Annotated in this window: 26 protein-coding genes; 21 read left to right on the top strand and 5 right to left on the bottom strand. The window is 59.8% G+C overall.

Annotated features, from left to right (window positions below; genetic code table 11):
• Positions 1-2: 2 nt before the first annotated feature.
• The 20 genes from ACRQ1B_RS09230 (at position 3) to ACRQ1B_RS09135 (ending at position 18,905) form a co-directional block, all read left to right on the top strand.
• Positions 3-1,031 (top strand): flagellar hook-associated family protein, encoded by a 1,029-nt coding sequence (locus tag ACRQ1B_RS09230; RefSeq protein ID WP_432293289.1) that lies wholly within the window; start codon positions 3-5, stop codon positions 1,029-1,031.
• A gap of 38 nt (positions 1,032-1,069) precedes the next feature.
• Positions 1,070-1,417 (top strand): flagellar biosynthesis regulator FlaF, encoded by a 348-nt coding sequence (flaF, locus tag ACRQ1B_RS09225; RefSeq protein WP_432293288.1) that lies wholly within the window; start codon positions 1,070-1,072, stop codon positions 1,415-1,417.
• A complete protein-coding gene (flbT, locus tag ACRQ1B_RS09220) occupies positions 1,414-1,863 on the top strand; it encodes a flagellar biosynthesis repressor FlbT (protein ID WP_432293287.1) in 450 nt (149 codons plus the stop codon). Before flaF ends, flbT begins: the two co-directional genes overlap by 4 nt.
• Complete coding sequence (flgD, locus tag ACRQ1B_RS09215; RefSeq protein WP_432293286.1) at positions 1,854-2,411, top strand: flagellar hook assembly protein FlgD; 558 nt, start codon at positions 1,854-1,856, stop codon at positions 2,409-2,411. The genes flbT and flgD overlap by 10 nt, the downstream gene beginning before the upstream one ends.
• Before the next feature lie 64 nt (positions 2,412-2,475).
• Positions 2,476-2,742: a flagellar biosynthesis protein FliQ gene (fliQ, locus tag ACRQ1B_RS09210; protein ID WP_132272673.1), complete on the top strand. Its 267-nt coding sequence runs from the start codon at positions 2,476-2,478 to the stop codon at positions 2,740-2,742.
• Between the two features lie 116 nt (positions 2,743-2,858).
• Positions 2,859-4,946 (top strand): flagellar biosynthesis protein FlhA, encoded by a 2,088-nt coding sequence (flhA, locus tag ACRQ1B_RS09205; protein ID WP_432293285.1) that lies wholly within the window; start codon positions 2,859-2,861, stop codon positions 4,944-4,946.
• Between the two features lie 51 nt (positions 4,947-4,997).
• Positions 4,998-5,759 carry a flagellar biosynthetic protein FliR gene (gene fliR, locus ACRQ1B_RS09200; protein WP_432293284.1) on the top strand — a complete coding sequence of 254 codons (762 nt, stop codon included), beginning with the start codon at positions 4,998-5,000 and terminating at the stop codon, positions 5,757-5,759.
• A 10-nt stretch (positions 5,760-5,769) separates the two neighbouring features.
• Positions 5,770-6,180 (top strand): hypothetical protein, encoded by a 411-nt coding sequence (locus tag ACRQ1B_RS09195; protein ID WP_432293283.1) that lies wholly within the window; start codon positions 5,770-5,772, stop codon positions 6,178-6,180.
• Positions 6,181-6,311: 131 nt separating this feature from the next.
• Positions 6,312-6,860 carry a rod-binding protein gene (locus tag ACRQ1B_RS09190; RefSeq protein ID WP_432293282.1) on the top strand — a complete coding sequence of 183 codons (549 nt, stop codon included), beginning with the start codon at positions 6,312-6,314 and terminating at the stop codon, positions 6,858-6,860.
• Positions 6,861-6,885: 25 nt separating this feature from the next.
• Positions 6,886-7,251, top strand: coding sequence for a hypothetical protein (locus tag ACRQ1B_RS09185; protein ID WP_432293849.1), 366 nt, complete (start codon positions 6,886-6,888; stop codon positions 7,249-7,251).
• Positions 7,251-7,793, top strand: a complete 543-nt coding sequence (locus tag ACRQ1B_RS09180) for a hypothetical protein (protein ID WP_432293281.1) — start codon at positions 7,251-7,253, stop codon at positions 7,791-7,793. The genes ACRQ1B_RS09185 and ACRQ1B_RS09180 overlap by 1 nt, the downstream gene beginning before the upstream one ends.
• Positions 7,794-7,965: 172 nt before the next feature.
• On the top strand, positions 7,966-8,649 hold the full coding sequence (locus ACRQ1B_RS09175) for a hypothetical protein (RefSeq protein ID WP_432293280.1): 684 nt from the start codon (positions 7,966-7,968) through the stop codon (positions 8,647-8,649).
• 113 nt (positions 8,650-8,762) lie between these two features.
• Entirely contained in the window at positions 8,763-10,544 is a 1,782-nt protein-coding gene (locus tag ACRQ1B_RS09170) for a GumC domain-containing protein (protein WP_432293279.1), read from the top strand.
• A 139-nt stretch (positions 10,545-10,683) separates the two neighbouring features.
• Positions 10,684-11,583 (top strand): bifunctional methylenetetrahydrofolate dehydrogenase/methenyltetrahydrofolate cyclohydrolase FolD, encoded by a 900-nt coding sequence (gene folD / locus ACRQ1B_RS09165; protein WP_432293278.1) that lies wholly within the window; start codon positions 10,684-10,686, stop codon positions 11,581-11,583.
• Between the two features lie 116 nt (positions 11,584-11,699).
• A complete protein-coding gene (locus ACRQ1B_RS09160; protein WP_432293277.1) occupies positions 11,700-13,061 on the top strand; it encodes an ABC transporter substrate-binding protein in 1,362 nt (453 codons plus the stop codon).
• Positions 13,062-13,335: 274 nt separating this feature from the next.
• Positions 13,336-14,349 carry a carbohydrate ABC transporter permease gene (locus tag ACRQ1B_RS09155; RefSeq protein ID WP_432293276.1) on the top strand — a complete coding sequence of 338 codons (1,014 nt, stop codon included), beginning with the start codon at positions 13,336-13,338 and terminating at the stop codon, positions 14,347-14,349.
• 1 nt (position 14,350) lies between these two features.
• Entirely contained in the window at positions 14,351-15,541 is a 1,191-nt protein-coding gene (locus tag ACRQ1B_RS09150; RefSeq protein WP_432293275.1) for a carbohydrate ABC transporter permease, read from the top strand.
• A 52-nt stretch (positions 15,542-15,593) separates the two neighbouring features.
• Positions 15,594-17,252, top strand: coding sequence for a beta-galactosidase BglA (gene bglA, locus ACRQ1B_RS09145; RefSeq protein ID WP_432293274.1), 1,659 nt, complete (start codon positions 15,594-15,596; stop codon positions 17,250-17,252).
• A gap of 20 nt (positions 17,253-17,272) precedes the next feature.
• Positions 17,273-18,364: an ABC transporter ATP-binding protein gene (locus tag ACRQ1B_RS09140; RefSeq protein WP_432293273.1), complete on the top strand. Its 1,092-nt coding sequence runs from the start codon at positions 17,273-17,275 to the stop codon at positions 18,362-18,364.
• 184 nt (positions 18,365-18,548) lie between these two features.
• Complete coding sequence (locus tag ACRQ1B_RS09135) at positions 18,549-18,905, top strand: hypothetical protein (RefSeq protein WP_432293848.1); 357 nt, start codon at positions 18,549-18,551, stop codon at positions 18,903-18,905.
• A 6-nt stretch (positions 18,906-18,911) separates the two neighbouring features.
• Here the strand turns inward: ACRQ1B_RS09135 and ftrA are convergent, their stop codons facing one another.
• Positions 18,912-19,883 (bottom strand): transcriptional regulator FtrA, encoded by a 972-nt coding sequence (ftrA, locus tag ACRQ1B_RS09130; RefSeq protein ID WP_432293847.1) that lies wholly within the window; start codon positions 19,881-19,883, stop codon positions 18,912-18,914.
• 84 nt (positions 19,884-19,967) lie between these two features.
• Between ftrA and ACRQ1B_RS09125 the strand changes: the two genes are divergently transcribed.
• A complete protein-coding gene (locus tag ACRQ1B_RS09125) occupies positions 19,968-20,372 on the top strand; it encodes a rhodanese-like domain-containing protein (protein ID WP_432293272.1) in 405 nt (134 codons plus the stop codon).
• Between the two features lie 72 nt (positions 20,373-20,444).
• Here ACRQ1B_RS09125 and edd read toward each other — a convergent pair whose 3' ends face one another.
• The 4 genes from edd to ACRQ1B_RS09105 all read right to left on the bottom strand — a co-directional run bounded on the left by edd (position 20,445) and on the right by ACRQ1B_RS09105 (position 25,936).
• Positions 20,445-22,265 (bottom strand): phosphogluconate dehydratase, encoded by a 1,821-nt coding sequence (edd, locus tag ACRQ1B_RS09120; protein ID WP_432293271.1) that lies wholly within the window; start codon positions 22,263-22,265, stop codon positions 20,445-20,447.
• A gap of 112 nt (positions 22,266-22,377) precedes the next feature.
• Complete coding sequence (gene pgl, locus ACRQ1B_RS09115) at positions 22,378-23,076, bottom strand: 6-phosphogluconolactonase (protein WP_432293270.1); 699 nt, start codon at positions 23,074-23,076, stop codon at positions 22,378-22,380.
• A gap of 3 nt (positions 23,077-23,079) precedes the next feature.
• A complete protein-coding gene (gene zwf / locus ACRQ1B_RS09110) occupies positions 23,080-24,552 on the bottom strand; it encodes a glucose-6-phosphate dehydrogenase (RefSeq protein ID WP_432293269.1) in 1,473 nt (490 codons plus the stop codon).
• A 94-nt stretch (positions 24,553-24,646) separates the two neighbouring features.
• The gene (locus ACRQ1B_RS09105; protein WP_432293268.1) at positions 24,647-25,936 is read right to left on the bottom strand and encodes an NAD(P)/FAD-dependent oxidoreductase; all 1,290 of its coding nucleotides are present in this window, start codon (positions 25,934-25,936) and stop codon (positions 24,647-24,649) included.
• Positions 25,937-25,943 lie beyond the last annotated feature (7 nt).

Below are 25,943 nucleotides of genomic sequence, written 5' to 3'. Positions count from 1 at the left end.
TCATGAAGACCTCCTTTAGCTCCACGCATTCCATACAGACGGCGCTCCTGCAGACCATGGCAAGAGCGCAGAAAGACCTGGCCACGGCCAATGAAGAGGTCACGACCGGCGTCTATGCCGATCTCGGCGTCGAACTCGGCGCCAAGACCTCCCGCAGCCTTGATCTCAGCCGTGACATGCTGCGTATCGAATCGCAGATGACCACCAACTCGATCGCGACGCAGCGCCTGACATCGTCGGAGGAAGCGCTTTCGCAGCTCGCCGACATCAGCCAGAACGTCATGGATTCGCTGGTGGGCCTGAGCGGCAGCTCGACCACGCTCGACGTGGCGCGTTCGACGATCACCTCGGCGCTCAATTCTTTCGTGGACGTCGCCAATACGTCGGTCAGTGGTGAATACCTGTTCTCCGGTACCAACAGCGACGTCAAGCCGATGTTGGCCTACGACGAAAACTCCGCTCTCAGCCAGGCTGTCGATGATTTCCGCGTCGCCCAGGGGTATCCCGCCCCGGAGAACATGACGCCGGCCCAGATGAAGTCGTTCCTGGACGATCTCCAGACGCAGTTCAACGACGATACTTTCTGGTCAACCAACGTCTCCAGCGCCAGCGATTCCAACATCACGACGCGCATCAGCCCCACGGAAGTGGTCGATACCTCGACCAACGCCAACGAGCAGGGTTTCCGCAGCTTCGTTTTCGCCTCGGTGATTTCGGCCAAGTATCTGACCAACGACGTTCCGGAACAGACCCGCAAGGCCGTGACCGACAGCGCGACCGCGGCGATCGGCCAGGCGATTTCCGGCGTCAACGACCAGCGTTCCAGCATCGGCCTTTCGACCGAACGGGTCAGCAAGGCAACGGATTCTCTGGCCGACCAGAAGTCTATCATCGAAACACATATCAACGAGCTGCAGGGCGTCGATGTCTATGAGGCATCCACCCGCGTCAGCGCGCTGCAGTCTCTCCTGGAAGCATCCTACACCCTGACCTCAAGGATCCAGCAGCTAAGCCTAGTCAACTACCTTTGATGAAAAAAGGTAAGTATCTGAAAATAAAGGGTACATGAATGTTCCAGTTTTCATATGCCGAGATCATGAAGGATGACGTCGCCGACGCCAAAGCGCGTGAACGGCAGACGCTCGATCGCTCGATCGAACTCCTTCAGGCCGCTCGTGCAGATAAGGACTACTCCCGGTCGACGGTCGAGGCGCTATTCTACACAAGGCGCGTCTGGATCAGGTTCATCGAAGACCTGCGGCAACCGGAGAACGAGCTGAATACCGAACTGCGGGCCAATCTGATCTCCATCGCCATCTGGATTTTGAAGGAATGCGAGAAGATCAGAAGACGCCAGTCTGACAATTTCCAAGGCATTATCGACGTAACCACCATCATCAGGGATGGCATTAAATGAAAAGCACTCTGCGTATCTCGCTCAAGTCCGGCGAACGAATCTTCATCAATGGTGCGGTCCTGCGCGTCGATCGTAAGGTTGCTCTGGAATTCCTGAACGACGTCACGTTCCTTCTCGAAAACCATGTTCTGCAGCCACAGGATGCCACCACGCCGCTGCGTCAGCTTTATTTCATCGCCCAGATGATTCTGATCAATCCGGAAGGAAAGGATCAGTCGATGGCGATGTTCAAGAAGTCGATCGCCATGCTGCTCACCTGCTTCCAGGACGCCGAAGTCCTGGCGGAACTGAAGCGTATCGATGCCATGGTCGCTTCCGGCCGTGCGTTTGATGCCCTCAAGGCCATCCGCAGCCTGTATCCGACCGAAGACCGGATCCTCAACAACAACGAGATCGCCCCGGCAATGGTCGAGACCATTCGCAAGGAAATCGCGCCATGGCGGTAGACCCAGCAGCCTCTGTGGTAACGCCCAAGGTTGATACTGCCACGGCTTCCAACCCATGGGCCAATGCCGGTGCGTCCAATGCCGATGCCGACAAGGCCTCGTTGAACTATGACAGCTTTCTTCAGTTGCTGGTCGCGCAGATGAAGAACCAGGACCCGACGGATCCGATGGATGCGTCGGAACAGGTCTCTCAGCTGGCGTCGTTCTCGCAGGTCGAGCAGACCATTCAGACCAACAAGCATCTGAAGAGCATGCTGCAGGCCGAGGCGCTGACCAAGGCAGGTGATCTCGTCGGCAGGTACATCATGAGTGCTGACGACAAGACCATGGGCAAGGTCAAGGAAGTCCAGGTTTACGCCGATGGCATCATCGCCATCACCGAAGCCGGCGACAAGGTTCTGTGGCAGGCCGGTGTCGTCGTCTCCGACAGGGAGATCATTGCCCCTGTCGATGAGGATAAGGACGGTAAGGAAGATACCGTCACTATCCCTGTCGTGACGGACCCCGAAACCGGTCTACCGCTCGAAGAAGAGCCCTCGACGGCCTAAGCGGGCGGGGATAAAACGGGCCAACGTTAAGATCGCAGATGATTCGCGGTCCCGGAGAGCTCCGATGAATGAAGCCGACGCCCTGGAGATCCTGCAGGCGGCGATCAGGACAGTCCTGATCGCCTCCGGCCCCGCCGTTCTTGCGGCGATGATCGTCGGCGTCGGCATCGCCTTTCTGCAGGCGCTGACCCAGATCCAGGAAATGACGCTCACCTTCGTTCCGAAGATCGTTGCCATTCTGCTGACCATCGCCATTTCGGCCCCTTTTATCGGTGGTCAGGTCTATCTTTTCGCCGAACTCGTCTTTTCACGCGTGCAGTCCGGTTTCTGATTGACTGGTTTTGCGCTACGCTGAGCCACCCTCGCGCAAGCTTCGTTCTCTAAGACGCATGGTGAACTGGCGGGGTTGTGTATCCCGTCGCCTTCTCATGAAGAGACGGAAGACCCATGGCGCAACCACCTGCACTGTCCATTCCGAAGGTAGCCCCGAACGGGCGCGATATCGGCCTCGCGCTCGGTATCATCGCGATCCTGTGCATTCTTTTCCTGCCGATCCCGACCTTTCTGATCGACCTCGGGCTGGCTTTCTCGATCGCGTTTTCGGTGCTGATCCTGATGGTGGCACTGTGGATCCAGAAGCCGCTGGACTTCTCGTCCTTCCCCACCATTCTCCTGATCTCGACGATGGTGCGCCTGTCGCTCAACATCGCGACGACGCGTGTCATCCTCTCCCATGGTCACCAGGGACATGATGCCGCCGGCGGTGTCATCGCCGGGTTTGCGGCCCTCGTCATGTCGGGCGACTTCCTCATCGGACTGATCGTCTTCCTGATCCTGGTCACGGTCAACTTCATCGTCATCACCAAGGGCGCCACCCGTATCGCGGAAGTCGGCGCCCGCTTCACCCTCGATGCCATCCCCGGCAAGCAGATGTCGATCGATGCCGACCTTGCTTCGGGCACGATTGACGAGAAGGAGGCGCAGCGCCGCCGTTCCGAGCTGGAAGAAGAAAGCATGTTCTTCGGCGCCATGGACGGTGCCTCGAAATTCGTGCGTGGTGATGCGATCGCCGGCCTCATCATCACCGCCATCAACATCTTTGGCGGCATCATCATCGGTTATTTCCGTCACGGCATGGAAATCACCGAGGCTGCCGACGTCTTCGTCAAACTGTCGGTCGGTGACGGTATCGTCTCGCAGATCCCGGCGCTGATCGTCTCTCTGGCCGCCGGTCTTCTCGTGTCGCGTGGCGGCACGTCAGGCCCGACCGACAAAGCGCTGGCCGAACAGCTCGGCGGTTATCCACGTGCGCTTGGCATGTCGGCTGGCCTCATGGCGGTTCTGGCCGTGGTGCCGGGCCTGCCGATGCTGCCCTTCCTCGCACTTGGCGCCGCTCTGGGCTTTGGTGCCTGGTATATTCCGCGCCAGCTTGAAGCAGAACATGCCCTTCTTCGCGAAACCGAAGAGAAGAAGGTGGTCCAGACCAAGGAAGCCGAGCGCGACAGCGTCAAGTCGGCCCTCAAGACCGCCGAAATCGAACTGGCGCTCGGCAAGCAGGTATCCACGCGTCTGCTCGGCGCGCATCAGGAACTGGCCTTCCGTGTTGGCAAGATGCGCAAGAAGTTTGCCAGCCAGTACGGTTTCGTGGTTCCCGAAATCAAGGTCGCGGACGATATTTCCATCCCGGAAAAATCCTACCAGATCCGCATCCACGGCACGACGATCGCGTCCAACACGCTGCGCGTCGGCGATGTCATCGTCGTCACCGGTTCCGGTCGCAAGCCGTCCATTCCGGGCGACGAGATCCGCGAACCAGCCTTCGGCATGCCGGCCGTTGCGATTTTGGAAAACTTCGCCGAAGATCTGAAGCGCGAAGGTTTCCATCCGATCGACAACGTCTCGGTCGTGCTCACCCACATGTCGGAAGTGATCCGCAACAACCTGCCGCAGCTTCTTTCCTACAAGGACCTGAAGATCCTCATCGATCGCATGGATCCGGAATACAAGAAGCTGGCCGACGAGATCTGCTCGTCGCACATGTCCTATTCAGGCCTGCAGGCGGTGCTGAAGCTGCTGCTCGCCGAGCGCGTCTCGATCCGCAATCTGCATCTCATCCTTGAAGCGGTCGCGGAACTCGCCCCGCATGTGCGTAAGACCGAACAGATCGTCGAGCATGTCCGAGTGCGCATGTCGCAGCAGCTCTGCGGCGATCTGGCCGACAATGGCGTGCTGCGCGTGCTGCGTCTCGGCAGCAAATGGGACATGATCTTCCACCAGGCCCTCAAGCGTGATGCCAAGGGCGAAGTCATCGAATTCGATATCGACCCGCGCGCGCTGGAAGAGTTTTCCGAGCAGGCGAGCCAAACAATCCGTGAATTCATGGATCGTGGCCTGCCTTTCGTCCTTGTCACGTCGCCGGAAACACGCTCCTATGTGCGCATGATCATCGAGCGTCTGTTCGCAACGCTTCCGGTCCTTTCCCATGTGGAACTGGCCAAGGGGCTGGAGATCAAGATTCTCGGCGCCATCTCGTGACGGCGTGCGGCCGAAAAGGGCCGCGCCAAAACCGTCATCAAGGAAGTCACCATGTTCAGCGGTCCGATAGACGCGCAAGGCATCATACTGACGCTGTTCCTGTGCTTCTGCCGCATGGGCGCCTGCATGATGACGATGCCGGGCTTTTCCAGCGCGCGGCTGCCGGTTCAGGTTCGTCTGCTGGTGGCCGTTGCCGTCTCCATGGCGATCATGCCGGTCCTGTGGGACACGATCTATCCGCGCGTTGCCAATCCTGGAGCGGTCTATGTCGGTCTTGTCGTATCGGAAGCCTTTGTCGGCGTCATCTACGGGCTGATCGCCCGCATCTATGTCATCGGGCTGCAGTTCGCCGGTACGATCATCAGTCTTTCGATCGGTTTCAACGCACCGGGTGGCAGCGATATTCTCGAGGATTTCCCGGAAAACCAGCTGATCAACCTGATCAGCTTCGGTGGGCTGATGCTGCTGTTCCTGCTGGATTTCCACCACATCATGTTTCGTGCGCTGGTCGATTCCTACAATGTCACGCCTGTCGGTGCGATCATCGAGCCGCAGAAGATGCTGATCACGCTGGCCGATACGCTGCGTGCCACGACCATGATCATGCTGCGGCTTGCGGGGCCGTTCCTGCTGTTCGGCATGATCTTCAACATCGCCATCGGTCTCATCAACAAGCTGGCGCCGCAGGTGCCGGTATCGTTCATCTCGGCGCCGTTCCTGCTGTTCGGCGGCCTGTTCCTGCTTTATCTTTCCATCGGCGCGATGGTGCGGCAGTTTGCCGACGGTTTCGTGCCGGTCTTCACGTCATTCTGAGGAGCGGGCCATGGCCGGCGGCGAACAGACCCGATCGAAAAAGCTCAAGCGCCTCGTCAATCTGCAGCGGCACATGGAAAAGATGGCCGAAAACGAACTCGCGGCCACAGGTCGACAGATCGTCGAGGTCAATCAGTCCAAGGAACGGGTGATCGAGGCGATCGGCTCGATGTCACCGGTCCACATGCAGTTCTCGCAGGATTACGCCAGTCGGTTCGGCAGGCTGATGGTGCGCGAGAAGCAGCTGACCGGCATCCAGCAGGCACAGGAAGTGCGCGTTCTCAAGGAACGCACCAAGGGTGACCGGCTTGAGGATCAGATGAAGGAAGCGCGGGTACACGAAGATCGCGAGAAGGACGACAACGCGATCTACGACCTTCTGGAGATCACGCTCGCGACCGGCGGATCGAAGTCCTACTGACGACAATACTTGCCATCTATCAGTTTTTGCGGAATTTTCCGTCTAAATTTGACTTTTTGGAGTTTGCGCCAGCCTGCAGCAAGCTTCACCCCGCATAGTCCGCTCCAAGTTTTCTTAATTCAGGAGCTGACGTGGCTATATCTCCTCCAAGCGACCTCGTGCTTGACGTGCTTCGCGCCGCCGACCCGGTGGACGTGCAGGCAGCGCAGGCCAAGCTGAAGGCCAACAAGGCTGCATTTGCCGCCAACAGTCTCGCGGAAGCAGGGGCAGGTTTTGGTGCCGCACTCGACACGACGGCATTCAAGGCCGGTTTGGGCCGCGTCGACAAGTCCGCCAGGACAGCCGAGATGCCGGAGGAATATCGCAAGTTCGAAGCGACGATCCTGCAGAACTTCGTCAACACGATGATGCCGAGCGACAGCGAAAACGTCTACGGCAAGGGTTCTGCGGGTGAGTTCTGGAAGAGCATGATGTCGGAGCAGATCGCCGATTCCATGTCCAAGAGGGGTGGCGTCGGCATTGCCGAGCAGATGTATTCGCAGGCGCTCGATCGCCTCGATGCCAAGAAGGCCCTCAACGTCCAGACCGATGAGGACGACCGCGCCCGTGCAACCAGCATGATCGAGGATTTTCAGCGCCGGACGCTGAACACGGAAGAAATGAAGAAGGGGGAGGTTTGATATGACGACAGCAGGAATGGAACATATGAAAGTGGTTTCCAGTGATTATCGCATCAAGACGGTTCTTGGCCGCCTGGAGATGATTATCGAGAACGAAAACCAGCGGATCGGCCACGATCCCGAGTTCGACTTCAAGGTCTCGAATGCCCACAAGAGCCGCTGCCTTTATGAGCTGACCATGCTGTTCCGCAGTGCCGACCCCAAGGAACTGGCCGCCAACCACGTCGAGCAGCTGCATGCCCTGAAGGGCAAGCTCAAGCTCAATGCCCGCCGTGTCGAAGCCCATCTTAATGCCGTGCGTACGGTTGCCGATCTCCTGAAGAATGCCGTGCGCGATGCCGACGGCGACGGCACCTATACGCAGGAACAGTTCCTTTATAGCGAGGCCTGATGGTCAAGCTCATCCTCACCGGTCTCTGGGTCTGCGTGGTCACGCTGGGCGCCGTGTTCTTCTCCGTCAGGGCGTCGGCGCCACCGCCGCCGCTCGATGAAGAGGCGCAGCGCCTTGCCAACATGCAGGTCGTGAAAGGCGAAGTGATCAACGTGCCGCTGCTCGCCAACGGTGCAGTCAACGGCTATTTCATCACCCGCATTTCCTTCCTGATGGCGAAGGAAAAGATGCATGTCGTCGCCCAGATGCCGTTGACGGAAATGATGACCGACGAGCTTTATACCTTGCTCGTCGGCAACAAAATGATCGACCTGTCCAATACCAAGGCTTTCCAGCTCGAAGCCTTCAAGCAGAAGATCAAGGAAGGCCTGAACCAGAAGATGGGCGAGGGCACCGTGACCGACGTCATGGTCGAGCAGATCGACTATCTCGGCAAGGAAGACATCCGCGAAAATACCGCGCGTTCGGCCAAGAACCAGGTTGCTCCGACCAAGATCGTCGAAGGCACGCCGGTTGCAGCACCTGCCGGTGGCGGTCACTAACGATTATCGGCGTTAAAGACGAGCCGGACGGATCGTCTTTCAGTGACGCCACATCCCGTTGGTTAACCATCTCTTAAAATATAGCATCGCATTGGGCCGCTTCGCTTAAACGCGATTTCATCAACCCGTGATACGTATTTCACCATGCGTTCACAGGCTTGAAATGGCGACAATGCGACCCATTCCCTATCCGATCTCCCGACCTGCGTATTTCAGCCTTTTCGCGCGTCTCGAGGCGAAGGGGGAATGGATCGATGCAAGCCATCCGGCCGAGCTTCGCAGCCTTTTCGGCGTCTCCGTCTGCGATATGGACTGGACGGATACGTTTGGTTATGTCGAGGCCGTCGCCAATTTGCGGCATGGTCCGCAGGCGCTTTCCTTCATTGATGGCAGAACGGCTTTTCGCCTGTCCGTCGACGCTGACTGTCGCGCCGTGCTCGGCAGGCGTGTCCTGCTTCCGGCAAGCCGCATGCTGGCCGTGACCGCGCGCCTTCAGGGCGATGGTCCTCTCAAGGCCAGCTTCGATGCACTGCGGTTTACGGACGCATTGCTGACATTCCTGCCACGCCGGCATGTCGCACTCGTCGGCGCCAAGCTGTCACGGCTGGAGCAGGCGCGCGAGCGTTTTGCACAACATGCCCCTTGGCACGCCTTTTCCGTCGTCCGGGCAGCCGATCTCGGCAGCGGTATCGCCGTCAATGGTGTTGTCCCCGGCCTCGTCGCCACCGCGCCGGATCTGGTGATCGTCGATGCCGCCGGTTACGAGGAAGAGCTGCGGTTCGAACAGGCGCTGGCGCTGCATCATAACGGCCTGATGGTCATGGCCGGCACGGCATTCGGCGACCGCAACTCTTAATTTATCCGGCGTGTAGAATCTCGCTAATATGGTGCGTTTCTCTGATCCGTTAACCATTTGTTTGCCAGAAAACTTTAGCATGTCTTAATCTTGGACAAGCGCGGTTCGGCAAAATGTTTGCACCTGAACATATCGAGGCAACGCACCCGCTGAGCGAAACGGGCGGCGGTAAGGCACGCAAGGTGCTTCTGGCGCTCACCACATCGGTGTTCGTCATTGCGGGCGCTGCGGCTCCGGTCTTTTTCGCCGACGACTATTCGCTCAAACATGCAGTCGAAACGACATTGCGCATCGATGCGCCCGGCTTGTCGAAGGCAGACAGGCAGCGTGCCATAACGGAAGCCGGCAAGGCGGTACGTTCGGCTGCCAATCTTGATGGCATGGTGCGCAGGCTGGATCTGGCGCGTGATGCGGAATTCGCCGTCGCCGCACCAAGCGCCCTCGGTATCGTTTCAGATATCGTGACTGGCCAGGCAATGACGGTGTCCGCCGCCGATGCGCAATTGCGCGACCGGTTGTCAAACGCCTTCAAGGCGAGCCCGGATGCCAATGGCAACCGTATCGTCATATCCGTCGAAACCGGTGATGCGGCAAAATCCGCGCGCATCGCCCGTGCGATCGCCGAAACCTATCAGCGGGAATTGTCGGGTGCGGCCGTGCGCTCGGCCCGTATGCAGGCAGAGAACCTGGAACGCGCCATGCAGGATGCTGATCAAGCGGTGTCGCAGGCGCTCGCCAAAAATGGTGATCAGGGGTCTTTGCGGCGGGCTGAGGAAGAACGCCAGATGCTGGCGCAGGAAATCGCGATGCTGGAGGCATCCGTCTCGCAACTTTCCGAACAATTGAAAACCGTTTCCGAAACCTCTCCCGCTGACGTGCTGACGAAGCCATTGTCATCTGCCTTCGATTTCTCCGGCATCGACCAGTTGCGCCAGGTGCATGTGGATGCAAAAATTTTGGTCGATCAGCTGTCGGCGAGCCTCGGCCCCCGCCATCCACGCCTTCAGGCCGCGCAGGCCGCCCTCAACGAGGCGCGCGGCAAGATCGATGCAGCGCTGATGCGCCTGTCCACCTCGCTGAAGCAGCAGGAAAAGACCGCGACCAGCGAGCTGGCCGACCTGAAATCACGCCAGCAGAAAGTGGCCGCCGCACCGGCATCGCCGGAGGCCAAGGCGCTGGCCGATCTGCAGGCAAAGGCCGAAAAGGCTCGCAAGGATTATCTGACCGCCACCCAGCGTCTCGATGCCGCTGCCGTTTCCGGTCCGATCAGCGCAACGACCGCCAGTGCGGCAAGCCCGGATTCCGCCAGAGCGGTCGGCTGGCCGATGTGGATGTTGTCCGGCATCGGCGGGGCGCTGGGGCTGGGTTTCGGGCTGATGCTTGCCTTTGCTCTGCCGCGCCGCTCCAAGAACGACGACTTGTTCGAACCGGTCTCCGAGGTGGATGAGGATCTCGATCTGTTTGAGGACGAAGACATCGATCTTCTGCAGCCGGCAGCAGTTTTGTCTGCGGATGTCGAACCATCGGAGTTGCCGGCCACGGTCCCCGCGGCGGCCGAAACCCGCCGGGTCCGCGTTTATGATGTAGGCGTTGGAGGCCGTATCGAAACCGAAGAACAGTTTGATGATTATCCGGTCGCTGCCAACAGCGCCACGCCGCTTGCCGATCGGGTCCGTGAACTTCTGCTTGCCAACCGGATAAGGGAAGAAGAAGCGCAGACATATCTGCCGCCGCTGGTCAGCGCCGTGATGGCGGGTGGTCTCGCCATCGAGCCGCATTATGACGCTGAGGCCGAAGAAGAGACGCGCAAGACGGCCGCACTGCGTCAGGATATCATGTCGCTGCGCGAACGCGTGGCCGAATTTAACGAGCGACGCGCCGCCGGTCAGCGCTGATCCCGTCCCATCGACGTCGCGCCCCGACGTCGTGAATGGCGTACCGTTTGTCTGTTGCAAAGCTTGCCATTCGCCGCTTTTCCCAGCATACGCCTTCTGCTCAGGCAATGTTCACGAACTTTCGGGAAGCGAGGCGCGCATGGCAACGGTAATCGACGGCAAACTGGCGGCTGAAAAGGTCATCGCCACGGTCACGCAAGCTTCCGCTGCGCTGGAAAGTGAAAAAGGCGTGCGCCCCGGTCTCGCCGTGGTCATCGTCGGTGACGATGCCGCCAGCCACACCTATGTCGCCGCCAAGAGCCGCATGGCCAAACAATGCGGTTTTAACTCCATCCAGCACAGCCTGCCCGGCGACACGACGCAGGAAGCGCTTGAGGCGCTGGTGCAGGAACTAAACGCCGATCCCGCCATTCACGGCATTCTCGTGCAGCTGCCGCTGCCCAAACATCTCGACAGCGAGCGGGTGACGCAGATGGTCGCGCCGGAAAAGGATGTCGACGGCCTGCATGTCGTCAATGCCGGCAAGATCGCCACCGGTGATTTCGAAACCGGCCTCGTCTCCTGCACGCCGGCCGGTTCCATGCTTCTCGTCAAGCAGGTTTTGGGCGAAGATCTCTCCGGCTTGAACGCCGTCGTCATCGGCCGCTCTAATCTGTTCGGCAAGCCGATGGCGCTGCTGCTGCTGGCCGCCAACGCCACGGTGACGATGGCGCATTCGCGCAGCAAGGATTTAGCCTTGATCTGCAGAAATGCCGATATTCTGGTTGCGGCCGTTGGACGCAGCGAGATGGTCAAGGCGGATTGGGTGAAGCCCGGTGCTGTCATCATCGATGTCGGCATTAACCGCATTCCGGCCCCTGAAAAGGGGGAGGGCAAAACCCGTCTCGTGGGTGATGTTGCCTTCGCCGAATGCGCGGAATTGGCAAATGCCATCACGCCGGTGCCCGGTGGCGTCGGTCCGATGACCATCGCCATGCTGATGGCAAACACGGTTGTCGCAGCCAGCCGCGCCCTTGGAGTAGCGATCCCTAAATTCTGAGAGATCACCGGGGGTTGACTCCTCCGTCAGCGCCTTATGTCTTTTACACATGGTACGTTTCGTACTGCGGTGGAGAAGCGCGGCTTTGCTGCCGCGCACAAGGCGGGAGGCTGACGATGAAACTGTCTTTTCTGATGGGGACGGCACTGGCGGTGCTGGTTGCGACGGGAGCTGTGGCGCAGGAACTGAAATTCGCGCCGGGCGAAGACGCAAAGTTCAACTGGAAGAGTTTAGAGGATTTCAAGGCGGCGCATGGCGATCTCAAGGGCCAGTCGCTGACCCTGTTCGGCCCATGGCGCGGCGAGGACGAAGTCCTGTTCAACAGCGTGCTCGCCTATTTCAACGCCGCGACCGGCATCAACGGCAAATATTCCTCCTCGGAAAACTACGAGCAGCAGATCGTCATCGATACGCAGGCCGGCTCGCCTCCCAACATCGCCATCATCCCGCAGCCGGGTCTTCTCGCCGATCTCGCCACCAAGGGTTTTCTGACGCCGCTCGCCCAGGGCACGGATGAGTGGGTGAAGACCAATTACGGTTCCGGCGAGGACTGGATCAAATACGGCACCTACAAGGGCAAGGACGGCAAGGAGGCCTATTTCGGCTTTCCGTTCAAAGTCGATCTGAAATCGCTCGTCTGGTACGTGCCGGAAAACTTTGAGGAAGCCGGTTACGAAGTCCCCGAGACCATGGAGGACCTGATCAAGCTGTCCGACCAGATCGTCGAGGATGGCGGCGTGCCGTGGTGCATCGGCCTCGGTTCGGGCGGCGCCACCGGCTGGCCGGCCACCGACTGGGTGGAAGACATGATGCTGCGCACGCAGTCACCGGAAACCTACGACAAGTGGGTGTCGAACGAGATCAAGTTCGATGATCCGGCCGTGGTCGGCGCCATCGAGGAATTCGGCAAGTTCGCCAGGAACGACAAATATGTCTCGGGTGGTGCGGCTGCTGTTGCCTCCACCGACTTCCGTGACAGCCCCAAGGGCCTCTTCGACATTCCGCCAAAGTGCTACCTGCACCATCAAGCGTCGTTCGTGCCGTCCTTCTTCCCGCCGGACAAGGAACTGGGCGTCGATGCGGACTTCTTCTACCTGCCGACCTATGCCTCCAAGCCGGAACTCGGCAAGCCGGTTCTGGGTGCCGGCACGATGTTTGCCATCACCAAGGATTCGCCTGCGGCACAGGCGTTTATCGAATTCCTGAAAACACCGATCGCCCATGAAGTGTGGATGGCGCAGGCTTCATTCCTGACACCGTTCAAGGGCGTCAAGCCGGATGCCTATGCCAATGATGTTCTGCGTAAGCAGGGCGAGCTGCTGACCACCGCAACGACGTTCCGCTTCGACGCATCCGACATGATGCCGGGCAAGATCGGCGCCGGCGCCTTCTGGACCGGCATGATCGATTACGTCGGCGGCAAGGATGCCAAGACGGCGGCGGGTGACATCCAGAAGGCCTGGGATGGGTTGAAGTAGAGCGCGATCGTTCGGTGAGGTGAGCGTCGCGTGCTTGGTTGTGGATCCTCGGGTCAAGCCCGAGGATGACGGAGGAGAGAGGTGGACGGACTCACTTTAAAAGAGTCCCCCGTATGATCTCTCTGCAAGTTCCACGTTCAAGATGATCGGCACCGCTCCCCCCACGCGTCATCCTCGGGCTTGACCCGAGGATCCAACCACACGGCACACGCATACCGAAAAAACGTTGCTGCAATCAACACAACAAGCAGGCGGCAAAAAGGGGAGGGTAACAATGGTCTCGCAGATCGTTTCGGCCATCGGCATCATGGTCGCCGGCGTGTTCGCCTGTGCGCTGTATTACTGGCTGTCCGACAGGATCCTGTCGCTGGCGCTGCCGGTGCCGCAGGGCAATGTCCGACAGGCCTCGATCAATCTCAACCGCCGCGCCACCATCCGTCCGTGGTTGTTCCTCGGGCCCGCCCTGATCCTGATCGCCGTCTATCTCGTCTATCCGGTCATCGCGACCTTCATCCTCTCCTTCTACGATCGCTCCGGCGACTACTACGTCGGTTTCGCCAACTATCGTTGGGCGTTTTTCGATCAGCAGTTCCGCCAGTCGATCTTCAACAACATCCTCTGGCTCGCCGTCGTGCCGGCTGCCTGCACGTTTTTCGGCCTCGTCATCGCCGTGCTGACCGACCGCATCTGGTGGGGCAATATCGCCAAGAGCATCATCTTCATGCCGATGGCGATCTCGTTTGTCGGCGCCTCGGTCATCTGGAAATTCATTTATGAATTCCGTGGCGGCAACGAAACGCAGATCGGCCTTCTGAACGCCATCGTGAAGGCCATCGGCGGAGATCCGCAGATCTGGATCTCGTTGCCCTTCTGGAACAATTTTTTCCTGATGCTCATCCTCATCTGGATCCAGACCGGTTTTGCCATGGTCATCCTCTCGGCAGCACTTCGCGGCATCCCGGAAGAGACCATCGAGGCAGCGGTCATTGATGGCGCCAATGGCTGGCAGATTTTCTGGAAGATCATGGTGCCGCAGATCTGGGGCACGATCGCCGTCGTCTGGACGACAATCACCATTCTCGTCCTCAAGGTCTTCGATATCGTGCTGACCATGACCAACGGCCAATGGAACACGATGGTGCTTGCCAACCTGATGTTCGACTGGATGTTCCGTGGCGGCGGCGACAGCGGCCGAAGTGCGGTCATCGCGCTTGTGCTGATGGCGGCGGTGACGCCGATCATGATCTGGAATATTCGCCAGGCGCATCGCGATGCGGAGGGACACTGACATGGCCGCCACAGCAACCGTCTCCTCGTCCCCCTCGATCATCACCCGCCTGCGCCGTGTCGGCCTGCCTCGCCTGCTCGTGCATGTCGCCGTGCTAGCCATCGTTATCCTCTGGCTGATCCCGACGCTCGGGATTCTCGTCACTTCGGTGCGCGACAAGGAACAGATCACCGCATCCGGCTGGTGGACGGCCTTTAGCGGCTCCACGCAAATGGAAGCCATCAGGCTCGCCGATCCTTCCACTCAAAAGGAAGAGGGCGGCCGCTTCGTCATCTCCGGCTCGATTTTTGAAGGCAATGCCACCGGCAGTGTCAGCGCTTTTGGCGTGCGCGTGCAGGATCCGTCGGCCTTCCCGGTCGGTGCGCCCGCCGATATCGGCGATGGCGAAACGCTGCAGATCAATCAGGACGGTTCTTACGTTTACAGCAAGGGCGCCGCCTTCGATGACAAACGTCCGAAACGTGTCTATGTCTCGCTCGCCACGGCCCCCGAATTCACCACCCAGAACTATCGCGACGTTTTGACCTCGGCCGGCATCGGTCAGGCTTTTGTCAATTCGCTGACAGTCGCCGTGCCCGCCACGATCATCCCCATCCTGATCGCGGCCTTTGCGGCCTATGCACTGTCATGGATGCATTTTCCCGGTCGCGCGCTGCTGATCGCCGTCATCGTCGGCCTCATCGTCGTACCGTTGCAGATGGCGCTCATCCCCCTTCTGACGCTGTATAACGATATCGGCTCCTTCTTCGGCATTCCCTCGCGCTCCTATGCCGGGGTCTGGCTGGCGCATTCGGCCTTCGGCATGCCGCTCGCCATCTATCTCCTGCGCAACTACATTTCCGGCCTGCCCAAGGAAATCATCGAATCCGCCCGCGTCGATGGCGCCAGCGATTTTGAAATTTTTGTGAAGATCGTGCTGCCTCTGTCCTTCCCGGCGCTCGCATCCTTCTCGATCTTCCAGTTCCTGTGGACGTGGAACGACCTGCTGGTTGCCATGGTATTTCTGGGCACCGGCAAGGATCAGCTGGTGCTGACCGGTGCGCTCAACGCGCTTCTGGGCTCCATGGGCGGCAAGTGGGAAATCCTCACGGCATCCGCCTTCATCACCATCATCGTCCCGATTCTCGTCTTTTTTGCCCTGCAGCGTTACCTCGTGCGGGGTCTTCTCGCCGGTTCGGTGAAGGGCGGCTGACGCCCTTCCACACGATCACACCAGACAGCATTTCTATCTACAGGATTTTCGAATGAGCAATGTAACGCAGATGTCCGAAACGCCACTCGACAAGGATTGGTGGCGTGGTGCGGTCATCTACCAGATCTATCCGCGTTCCTATCAGGACTCGAACGGTGACGGCATCGGCGACCTGAAGGGCATCACCGCGCGCCTGCCGCATATCGCGGCACTCGGCGCCGATGCGATCTGGATTTCGCCCTTCTTCCCGTCGCCGATGAAGGATTTCGGCTACGACGTTTCTAACTATACCGATATCGACCCGATGTTCGGTTCGCTGTCGGATTTCGATGCGCTGATCGCCGAGGCGCATCGCCTCAAAATCCGCGTCATGATCGATCTCGTCATGTCGCATTCGTCCGATCAGCATGCCTGGTTCATCGAAAGCCGCTCGTCGCGCTTCAACCCCAAGGCCGACTGGTATGTCTGGGCCGACGCCAAGCCGGATGGTTCGCCGCCCAACAACTGGCTGTCGATTTTCGGCGGGTCCGCATGGCATTGGGACCCGACCCGCATGCAATATTACATGCACAATTTTCTCACCTCGCAGCCGGACCTCAACCTCCATAACCCCGAGGTTCAGGATGCGCTGCTGGATGTCACCCGTTTCTGGCTGCAGCGCGGCGTCGACGGCTTCCGCCTCGACACGATCAACTTCTATTTCCACGACAAGGAATTGCGTAGCAACCCGGCGCTCGATCCGTCGCGCCGCAACGCCTCCACCGCACCGGCCGTGAACCCCTACAATTTCCAGGAACATCTCTACGACAAGAACCGCCCGGAAAACCTCGAATTCCTGAAGCGTTTTCGCGCGGTGCTGGACGAATTTCCGGCGATTGCCGCCGTCGGCGAAGTCGGCGACAGCCAGTATGGTCTGGAAATCGTCGGCCAGTACACATCCGGCAACGACAAGATGCAGATGTGTTACGCCTTCGAATTCCTGGCGCCGGATTATCCGACCGCGCCGCGCGTCGGCGAAGTGCAGAACGCGTTTTCTGCCGCTGCACCCGAGGGCTGGGCCTGCTGGGCCTTCTCCAATCATGATGTGGTGCGCCACGTCAGCCGCTGGGGTGCCGACGTTCTCGACCGCGATGCCTTCGCAAAAATGCTGGCGGCGTTGCTCTTCACCCAGCGCGGTTCAGTCTGCATCTATCAGGGCGAGGAACTGGGCCTGACGGAAGCCGATATCGCCTATGCCGACCTGCAGGACCCCTACGGCATCCAGTTCTGGCCGGAATTCAAGGGCCGCGACGGTTGCCGCACGCCGATGGTCTGGGATGCGCAGGCGCTTCAGGCCGGTTTCTCGACCGCGGAAAAGACATGGTTGCCGATCCCGGTCGAACACCAGATCCGCGCCGTCAGCGCGCAATATGGCGATCCGGATTCGGTACTGGAACAGTACCGCCGCTTCATCGCCTTCCGCAAACAGCACCCGGCTTTGTCCAAGGGCGAGATCCGTTTCGTGACCGCCGAAGGTCCGACGCTGGTCTATGAGCGCATTTTCGGCAACGAAACGCTGCTTTGCGTCTTCAACATGGGGCCGGATGGCCAAAGCATTCCGCTGCCGCAAGGCGACTGGCAGAAGCTGGAAGGCCACGGCTTTTACAGCACAGTCGATAACAGAAACGTCGAACTGCCGGCCTGGGGCGCTTATTTCGCCCGGCTTGGCTGATAAAAAGGGGAGGGATGCGCATGACCGGGGTAATCCTCAAGGACATCAAGAAATCCTATGGCCAGGTGCAGGTTCTGCACGGCATCGATCTTGAGATCGAACAGGGCGAGTTCGTTGTTTTCGTCGGCCCCTCCGGCTGCGGGAAATCGACGCTTCTGCGCATGATCGCCGGTCTGGAGGATATCACTTCTGGCGAGATGTCGATCGACGGCCATGTCGTCAACGAGGTGCCGCCCTCGCGGCGCGGTATCGCCATGGTGTTCCAGTCCTATGCGCTTTATCCGCATATGACGGTCTACGACAACATGGCTTTTGGCATGCGCATCGCCAAAGAGAGCAAAGAGGAGGTCGATCGCCGCGTGCGTGCGGCGGCCGATATTCTGCAGCTCACCCAATACCTTGAGCGCCTGCCAAAAGCGCTCTCGGGCGGCCAGCGTCAGCGCGTCGCCATCGGCCGCGCCATCTGCCGTGATCCAAAAGTGTTTTTGTTCGATGAACCGCTTTCCAATCTCGATGCGGCCCTGCGTGTCGCCACCCGTATCGAGATTGCGAAACTCAACGAATCCATGCCGGACACGACGATGATCTACGTCACTCACGACCAGGTCGAGGCGATGACGCTGGCGGACCGCATCGTCGTGCTCTCGGCTGGAAAGATCGAGCAGGTCGGGCCGCCGCTGGAGCTTTACGAGCGGCCAAAGAACCTGTTCGTCGCCCGCTTTATCGGTTCGCCGGCCATGAACATCATTCCGGCAAAGATCACGACGGCAGGCACGCAGACGGTGGTGGAACTGTCTGGCGGCAAGTCGGTGACGGTGCAGATTGCGAGCGACGCCGCGCAACAGGGCAAGCAGGCTAGCTTTGGTATTCGCCCGGAAGATCTGGCTATCGCGGAGGATGGCGATCCCTGCCTGTTCGAAGGCACGGTCGGCATCGTCGAAGCGCTGGGCGAAGTGACGCTTCTCTATATCGAAGGGCTGACGAAGGACGAGCCGATCATCGCCAAGATCCCCGGTATTCTTTCGGTGAAGAAGGGCGACAAAATCCGCTTCACCGCAAGGCCTGAAAAGATGCACCTTTTCGATGCGGATGGTGTCAGTCTGCGCCAATAGGCATTTGTCATTGGCAAACTGTTATTCCCGTCCACAGAGAAAGCGCTGCGCAAGGTGATCCGGGCTCGGCTCCATACGGTCTATTAAGTTTCGCACGGTAGATTTTCCAACAAAGAACAGGAGAATAGACGTGGGTGCGATTGCCGGGAACCGACCGAGTTATCTGAGCAAGGAAGAGTCCTTCATGTATGACCGCGAAACGCGGTATCGCATGGAAGACACGATGAACGCCGCCCGCATCGAATATACCGAAAAGGCGGTGATGAACCTCGCCGCCCGCCGCTGTGACGTGCTGCGCATTTCCATGAGCGGCGCAGTCCTCGGCATCCTCACCCAGTACAATCTGCCAAAACAGTTTTATCTCGACATTCCGGATGCCCGCATCAACAAGATCGGCTGTATGCTGATGCGCCAGAATGCCAATAACACGATCGATGTGCGTTTCCTGCGTCTGCTGACGAAGAAGGAGCTTGATCGGATCTTCGTGTTCTCCACGCACCCGGCGCATCGCGACCGCAAGCTGGATGTGCGCAGTTGGTAACAGATGTTACGAGGGCTGCAGTCGCCCAAACCGCATCTGGTATTCGCGCGGGCTTATGCCGATACGTTTCCTGAAATGATGACGCAGCGTATCCGCCGTACCGAGACCTGCGGCAAGCGCGATCTCGTCGATGCCGAGACGTCCTGCCACGAGAAGGCGTTTTGCTTCCTCCAGCCGTTCCGCCGTCAGCCATTCACCCGGTGACGTACCTGTTGCTTCCGCAAACCGGCGCACGAATGTCCGCACGCTCATCCGGCACTCGGCTGCCATGCGCTCAAGCGTCCACACCGTACCCAGCCCCGCACGCATCTGGTCCAGCAAAGGCGCGATTTCCGATTGTCGACGTATCGGCACCGGGCGTTCCAGAAACTGTGCTTGTCCGCCAGTGCGGTGCGCCGGCATGACAAGCCTGCGGGCAACGGAGCTTGCCGCGTCAGCCCCAAAATCCTGCCGTACGATTTCGATGAGTAGATCCATGCCCGCAGCGCTTCCGGCCGATGTGAAAATGCGTCCATGATTGCGGTAAAGCGAGCGATCATCCACGTCTATGGTTGGGTGAAGCCTGCGCAATGCCTCGGCATATCGCCAATGTGTGGTGGCGCTGCCGCCGTCCAGCAGCCCGGTCGCTGCCAGCACGAAGGCGCCGGAGCAGATGGAAACCAGTCGCGCGCCTCGCTCATGCGCCTGCCGCAAGCGTTCACACAGCGCTTCTGGCACCGGTTCATCCACGCCCTTCCAGCCCGGCACGACGATGATGTCCGCCCGATCGATCAGCTCGATGCCTTCGTCGGGCAAAAGCGTGAAACCTCCATGGGCGCGCAGAGGCCCTTGTTCGATGGCGCAACTGGCAAAGCGATACCAGCCTTCGCCCATTTCCGGTCTGGAAAGGCCAAAAATCTCGGTAACGATCCCGAACTCGAACGTGCAAAGCCCATCATACAGAAGTGCGGTGACCAGCGGTCCGTGCGTGTTTGGCATGATCTTCATGTATGATGGCAATCATGCCAATGGCAATCGAAAACTGCGGACGGCAGTATGGGATCACTGACAAAGGAGATCATCATGCCAAGCGCCGTTACCACTATTGTCGCCGCCCCCAGCGAGATTGCCCGCGAGCATTTTGCTGCCGAATTTACCTTCGAAACCGATTGCTGGGATGTGCATGATGCCCTGTCACGGAATCCGGATTTCGTCCTTTTCGACGTGCGCAGCCCGGCGCTGTTCGCCGTCGGCCATATTCCCGGTGCCATCAACCTGCCGCATGGCAAGATTGTCCGCTCCAAACTGCAGCAATGGCCGGACGAGACGCTGTTCGTGACATATTGCGCCGGCCCGCATTGCAATGGCGCCGCCAGAGGTGCCTTGCGCCTTGCCGAACTCGGACGCCCGGTAAAGATCATGGCAGGCGGTATAACCGGCTGGATCGATGAGGGGTTCGAGCTCGAGCGGGGTGTTGTTGCCGCGTGATTTCGCGGCGTTTGCCAATGAAAAAAGAAAAAGGCGGCTCACGGCCGCCTTTTTCAGTTCAATGTGTAAAGCTCATGCAAACACACTCGCGCCCTGATCGGCATGGCCGACATTGCGGCGGAAGGCGCCGAACAGTTCGCGGCCCATGCCGTATTCGTTTTCCGACAGATCGGCGGTAGCGGCCGGGCGGGCGGCGAACTCGGCCGCATCCACCAGTACTTCCAGCGTGCCGGTCGTGGCGTCGAGGCGAACGATGTCACCGTCGCGGATCTTGGCGATCGGGCCGCCATCCGATGCTTCCGGCGTGATGTGGATCGCCGCCGGCACCTTGCCGGATGCGCCGGACATGCGGCCGTCGGTGACCAGCGCCACCTTGAAACCACGATCTTGCAGCACACCGAGCGGCGGCGTCAGCTGGTGCAGTTCCGGCATGCCGTTCGCCTTCGGACCCTGGAAACGTACGACGGCGATGAAGTCCTTGTTGTTCAGGTCGCCGCGCTTGAAGGCGTCCTGCAATTCCTTCTGGGTGTGGAAGACGATGGCAGGGGCCTCGATGATGTGGCGTTCCGGTTTGACGGCCGAGATCTTGATGACGGCCTTGCCGAGATTGCCATGCAGCATTTTGAGGCCGCCATTGGCCTGGAAAGGCTTGTCGATCGTCGTCAGCACCTTCGGATCGCCGCTGACCTCCGGGATGGGCTGACGGGCAACGCCACCGTTTTCGCCAAGCTTGGCCTCCACCGTATAGGCATCTAGTCCCTGACCGAATACGGTGCGCACGTCGTCATGTACGAGGCCGCCGGCCAGCAGTTGCTTGATCAAAAAGCCCATGCCGCCGGCAGCGGCAAAATGGTTCACGTCGGAAAGCCCGTTCGGGTAAACGCGGGTCAGAAGCGGAACGATGTCCGACAGTTCGGAAATATCCGCCCATGTCAGATGAATACCGGCGGCGCGCGCCATGGCGACAAGGTGCATCGTGTGGTTGGTCGAACCGCCCGTCGCATGCAGGCCGACAACGCCGTTGACGATTGAGCGTTCGTCGATCATCTCGCCGGCCGGCGTGAATTCGTTGCCAAGCGCGGTAATCGCCAAAGCCCGCTTTGCGGCTTCCTTGGTCAGCGCATCGCGCAGCGGTGTGCCCGGATTGATGAAGGAGGAACCGGGCATGTGAAAGCCCATGATTTCCATCAGCATCTGGTTGGAATTGGCCGTGCCGTAAAAGGTACAGGTGCCGGGGCCGTGGTAGGACTTGGATTCCGATTCCAGCAGTTCAGCGCGGCCGACTTTGCCTTCCGCATAAAGCTGGCGGATGCGCGATTTTTCGTCGTTGGGCAGGCCAGACGTCATCGGTCCGGCGGGCACGAACACGGCTGGCAGATGTCCGAAGGACAGCGCTGCGATGACCAGACCGGGCACGATCTTGTCGCAGACGCCGAGATAAACGGAACTGTCGAACATGTTGTGGGAAAGGCCAATGCCGGCCGACATGGCGATCAGGTCGCGCGAAAACAGCGACAGTTCCATGCCGGGCTGGCCCTGCGTCACGCCATCGCACATGGCCGGCACACCGCCTGCCACCTGCGCCACGCCGCCGGCCTCGCGGGCCGCGTCGCGGATCAGCGCCGGATAGTTCTCGTAAGGCTGGTGGGCCGAAAGCATGTCGTTATAGGCGGTGATGATGCCGAGGTTCGGAACGACGTCGCCTGCGAGCGCGCTCTTCTCGGCGGGGGAACAGACCGCAAATCCGTGGGCGAGGTTGCCGCAGGAAAGAACCGAACGATGCGTGCCACGCTTCACGGCGCGGTTCAGACGATCGAGATAGGCTTCTCGGTGCGGTTTCGATCGCTCGACGATACGCGCGGTAATCGCCTCGATGCTGGAATGGGCGGCCATGTGCAATCCTCCTTCGGTCAATCCCGGTTTGGGAGAGGCCGAAGCCACCGGGATTGCTGTGTTTGAAATATGCCGGCGCCGGCCGAAAACGGGGCGCCGGGGAGGGCGCCGTTTAAGGCGCCCAGTAGATCTGCAGCGGCGAGGCGGCGCGGTTCAGAACGGCGCGGATGGGCATTTCCATCTCGTCATCACCGTCTTCCGCCTTCTCCAGCACGATCATCTTGGCATCACCCTCGATATGCAGCACCAGAAGGCGCGCATCGGCAAGGCTGGTGAAGGAGAAGGTCAGGCGCTCTTCGCCCGCGCCTTCAGCCTGCATGGTCAGAACGCCGCGCGGGCCTGCCGGGTCGATGGCCTTGGCCAGATTGTTGCCCTTCGGGAAGAAGGAGGCGGTGTGACCGTCTCCACCCATGCCGAGAATGACGACATCGAAAGGTTTGCCGAAACCGGTGGTCTTTTCCGTGGCGATCTTTGCGGCTTCCTCGGCGGTTGCGGAAGGCTGGTAAAGCGGCACGAATGTCGCTGCCTCCGCATTGCCCTTGACGAGATGTGTCGCCACCAGACGGTGGTTGGAACGCTCGTCGTCAGCGGCAACGAACCGTTCGTCCACCAGCGTGATCGTCACCTTCGCCCAGTTGATGTCCTGTTCCGACAGCGCTTCGAAAAACCGCTTCGGGGTGGAGCCACCGGACACGGCGATCGATGCCTTGCCGCGAACGGCAATCGCTGCCGTCAGCTGTGCCGCGACATCGATGGCAAGCTCGTGTGCCAGCGTTTCGGTATCGGGAAATTCATGCAGGTTACCGGCCATCGATCAGCCCTCGTGCCATGTACGGCCGTCACGCTCGATCAGCGCGATCGCCTGGCTCGGACCCCAGGTGCCGGCGGTGTAGCCTTGCGCGATCTGCCCGGTTTCTTCCCAGCCCTTGAGGATCGGATCGACCCATTGCCATGCCGCTTCAACTTCGTCGCGGCGCATGAACAGCGTCTGGTTGGCGCGGATCGTATCCATCAGCAGGCGCTCATAGGCATCAGGGCTGCGTACGTTAAAAGCTTCGGCAAAACTCATGTCGAGCGAAACGTTGCGCAGGCGCATGCCGCCCGGACCCGGATCCTTGATCATCAGCGACTGCTTGACGCCTTCATCCGGCTGCAGGCGGATGATCAGCTGGTTGGCGGAAATGCGGCCGGCTGCGGTGTCAAAGATGTTGTGCGGCACCGGCTTGAAGGTGATGACGATCTCCGACATGCGCTCCGTCAGGCGCTTGCCCGTGCGGATGTAGAAGGGAACGCCGGCCCAGCGCCAGTTGCCGATCTCGGCCTTGATGGCGACGAATGTTTCCGTGTTGGAAACGCCGCCTTCCAGCTCTTCCAGATAACCCTTGACCGGGCCGCCTGCGGAAGCACCGGCGCGGTACTGGCCGCGCACCGTCATCTGCTCTACGTTTTCAGCGGTAATGGGCTTCAGAGCGCGCAAAACCTTCAGCTTTTCGTCGCGCACGGCCTCGGAATTCATCGAGGACGGGGTTTCCATGGCAACAAGGCACAGAAGCTGCATGATATGGTTCTGCACCATGTCGCGCAACGCACCGGCCGTGTCGTAATAACCGGCGCGGCCTTCGAGACCGACAGCCTCGGCAACCGTGATCTGCACGTGGTCGATATAATTGGCGTTCCACAGCGGCTCGTAAAGCGCATTGGCAAAACGCAGCGCCATCAGGTTCTGGACGGTTTCCTTGCCCAGATAATGGTCGATACGGTAGATCTGCTCTTCCTTGAACACTTTGCCGATCGTGTCGTTCAGCACCAGCGCCGAGGCAAGGTCACGGCCGATCGGCTTTTCGACGACGATGCGGGTTTTTGGCGTGATCAGCTTGTGGTCGCGGATTTTTTCCGAAATCGCGCCAAAAATGCCCGGAGCCACGGCGAGGTAAAAGGCGCGGATGCGATCCTTGCCTTCGTCCAGCAGTTTCTTCAGAACATCCCAGCCCTGATCGGACTTGGCATCGACGGACACGTAGAACAGGCGTTCGCAGAATTTCTTGACTTCCGCCTCGTCATATTCGCCCTTTTTCAGATGCTCTTTCAGGGCATCCTTGGCGAACTTGCGGTAATCGTCATGGGAAAGCGCGCTGCGCGAAGCGCCGATAATGCGGGTCGGTTCGGTGAACTGGCCCTCGATCTGGCGGTGGTAGAGCGCCGGAAGAAGTTTCCGTTCCGCAAGGTCGCCGCTGCCGCCGAAGACGATGCAATCGAAGGGCTCAACTGGGATGATCTGGCTGCTCATACCTAATTCTCTCGAAGTCGCGTTGTTGATAGGGGTCATAATCTAATCGATTTAAAAGCGCCAGCCCGAAAACGGACCGGAGTGACTATTTGCCTCAGAACCGGTCGCGCAGTGCGTACCAGGTCAGGGCGAGGAAAAGGAGCGGAGCCCGCAGGCGCGAGCCTCCCGGAAAGGCCGGAACGTCCAGATCGGCAAGATAGGAAAGCTCCGTCGATTTGCCGAGTGTCATATCTGCATAAAGCTTACCACAATAATTTGACAGCATGACCCCATGGCCGGAATAACCGCCGACCGACATGACGCCGGGCATGACTTCCTTCACGAATGGCTGGCGGGTGAGGGTAATGCCCACCGAACCGCCCCAGGAATGGGTGATCTCGATCTCGTTCAGTGCCGGATAGATCTCGGCGATCTGCCGGCGGATATGGCTGGAAATGTCACGCGGGCTGTCGGCCGTATAGGCTTCGCGGCCGCCGAACAGCAGCCGCCCGTCCTTCGACTTGCGAAAATAGCGCACCACGAAGCGCGAATCGGCCACCGATTCATTGCCGGAAAGAATGGTCGGATGATCGGTCAACGGCACGGTCGCGCCGATGAAGGAACGGATCGGCATGACATGCGCCGCCGTCACCGGTTCCAGATTGCCAATATAGGCGTTCGTGGCGATCAGCACGCGATTGGCGGTGATCGTGCCCGTCGGCGTTTCGATCAGTGTTTTACCGCCCGATTGCGAGATCGATTTTGCCGGGGTGTTTTCGTGGATCGCAGCACCCGCGGACGCAGCCACACGGGCGAGGCCGATCAGCAGTTTCAGCGGGTGGATATGGCCGGTGCCGCCATCATAGATGCCGCAATGGTAATGGCCGGAGCCCAGCCGCTCTGCCGTCTCCGCCTTGTCCATGAAGGAGATGTACGGATAGTCGTAACGCGTCGCCGCGATCTCGGCATTGGCGCGGTATTCCTTGTCATGGCCCGGCTTGTGGGCCACGCACATGTGCCCCTGCACATACTCCATGTCGATGCCGTGCTTGTCGGCAAAATCCAGCAGGTAACGTTTGGCATGTTCGGCCATGTCGAACAGGGCGCGGGACCGCTCAAGCCCGAGTGCCTCTTCCTGCTCCTCCGGCCACCAGCGCTGGCCGGTGCCGAGCTGGCCGCCATTGCGGCCCGATGCGCCGTCACCAAAATGGCAGGCTTCGATCAGCGTCACCGAAACCCCGGCCGATGCGAGGCAATAAGCCGCCTGCAACCCGGTAAAACCACCGCCGATGATGGCGACGTCGGTGGTTTTCGAACCGTCAAGCGCCGGATAGGTCGGCCTGTCGCCGCTCGATGCCTGATACCATGAAATTCCGGGTGCGATCGGGCTCTGCCATGCGGTCATGCCGTCT

The organism is Endobacterium panacihumi (genome assembly GCF_050847465.1).
Taxonomy (GTDB): domain Bacteria; phylum Pseudomonadota; class Alphaproteobacteria; order Rhizobiales; family Rhizobiaceae; genus Neorhizobium; species Neorhizobium panacihumi.
Note: the sequence above shows the minus strand (reverse complement) of the source record. Positions and strands in the feature narration are given on the sequence as shown.

Coding starts and splice junctions, on each gene's coding strand:
- ACRQ1B_RS09230 (WP_432293289.1), top strand. CDS start 3: ATGAAGACCTCCTTTAGCTCCACGCATTCCATACAGACGGCGCTCCTG.
- flaF (WP_432293288.1), top strand. CDS start 1,070: ATGTTCCAGTTTTCATATGCCGAGATCATGAAGGATGACGTCGCCGAC.
- flbT (WP_432293287.1), top strand. CDS start 1,414: ATGAAAAGCACTCTGCGTATCTCGCTCAAGTCCGGCGAACGAATCTTC.
- flgD (WP_432293286.1), top strand. CDS start 1,854: ATGGCGGTAGACCCAGCAGCCTCTGTGGTAACGCCCAAGGTTGATACT.
- fliQ (WP_132272673.1), top strand. CDS start 2,476: ATGAATGAAGCCGACGCCCTGGAGATCCTGCAGGCGGCGATCAGGACA.
- flhA (WP_432293285.1), top strand. CDS start 2,859: ATGGCGCAACCACCTGCACTGTCCATTCCGAAGGTAGCCCCGAACGGG.
- fliR (WP_432293284.1), top strand. CDS start 4,998: ATGTTCAGCGGTCCGATAGACGCGCAAGGCATCATACTGACGCTGTTC.
- ACRQ1B_RS09195 (WP_432293283.1), top strand. CDS start 5,770: ATGGCCGGCGGCGAACAGACCCGATCGAAAAAGCTCAAGCGCCTCGTC.
- ACRQ1B_RS09185 (WP_432293849.1), top strand. CDS start 6,886: ATGAAAGTGGTTTCCAGTGATTATCGCATCAAGACGGTTCTTGGCCGC.
- ACRQ1B_RS09180 (WP_432293281.1), top strand. CDS start 7,251: ATGGTCAAGCTCATCCTCACCGGTCTCTGGGTCTGCGTGGTCACGCTG.
- ACRQ1B_RS09175 (WP_432293280.1), top strand. CDS start 7,966: ATGCGACCCATTCCCTATCCGATCTCCCGACCTGCGTATTTCAGCCTT.
- ACRQ1B_RS09170 (WP_432293279.1), top strand. CDS start 8,763: ATGTTTGCACCTGAACATATCGAGGCAACGCACCCGCTGAGCGAAACG.
- folD (WP_432293278.1), top strand. CDS start 10,684: ATGGCAACGGTAATCGACGGCAAACTGGCGGCTGAAAAGGTCATCGCC.
- ACRQ1B_RS09160 (WP_432293277.1), top strand. CDS start 11,700: ATGAAACTGTCTTTTCTGATGGGGACGGCACTGGCGGTGCTGGTTGCG.
- ACRQ1B_RS09155 (WP_432293276.1), top strand. CDS start 13,336: ATGGTCTCGCAGATCGTTTCGGCCATCGGCATCATGGTCGCCGGCGTG.
- ACRQ1B_RS09150 (WP_432293275.1), top strand. CDS start 14,351: ATGGCCGCCACAGCAACCGTCTCCTCGTCCCCCTCGATCATCACCCGC.
- bglA (WP_432293274.1), top strand. CDS start 15,594: ATGAGCAATGTAACGCAGATGTCCGAAACGCCACTCGACAAGGATTGG.
- ACRQ1B_RS09140 (WP_432293273.1), top strand. CDS start 17,273: ATGACCGGGGTAATCCTCAAGGACATCAAGAAATCCTATGGCCAGGTG.
- ACRQ1B_RS09135 (WP_432293848.1), top strand. CDS start 18,549: ATGTATGACCGCGAAACGCGGTATCGCATGGAAGACACGATGAACGCC.
- ftrA (WP_432293847.1), bottom strand. CDS start 19,883: ATGCCAAACACGCACGGACCGCTGGTCACCGCACTTCTGTATGATGGG.
- ACRQ1B_RS09125 (WP_432293272.1), top strand. CDS start 19,968: ATGCCAAGCGCCGTTACCACTATTGTCGCCGCCCCCAGCGAGATTGCC.
- edd (WP_432293271.1), bottom strand. CDS start 22,265: ATGGCCGCCCATTCCAGCATCGAGGCGATTACCGCGCGTATCGTCGAG.
- pgl (WP_432293270.1), bottom strand. CDS start 23,076: ATGGCCGGTAACCTGCATGAATTTCCCGATACCGAAACGCTGGCACAC.
- zwf (WP_432293269.1), bottom strand. CDS start 24,552: ATGAGCAGCCAGATCATCCCAGTTGAGCCCTTCGATTGCATCGTCTTC.
- ACRQ1B_RS09105 (WP_432293268.1), bottom strand. CDS start 25,936: ATGACCGCATGGCAGAGCCCGATCGCACCCGGAATTTCATGGTATCAG.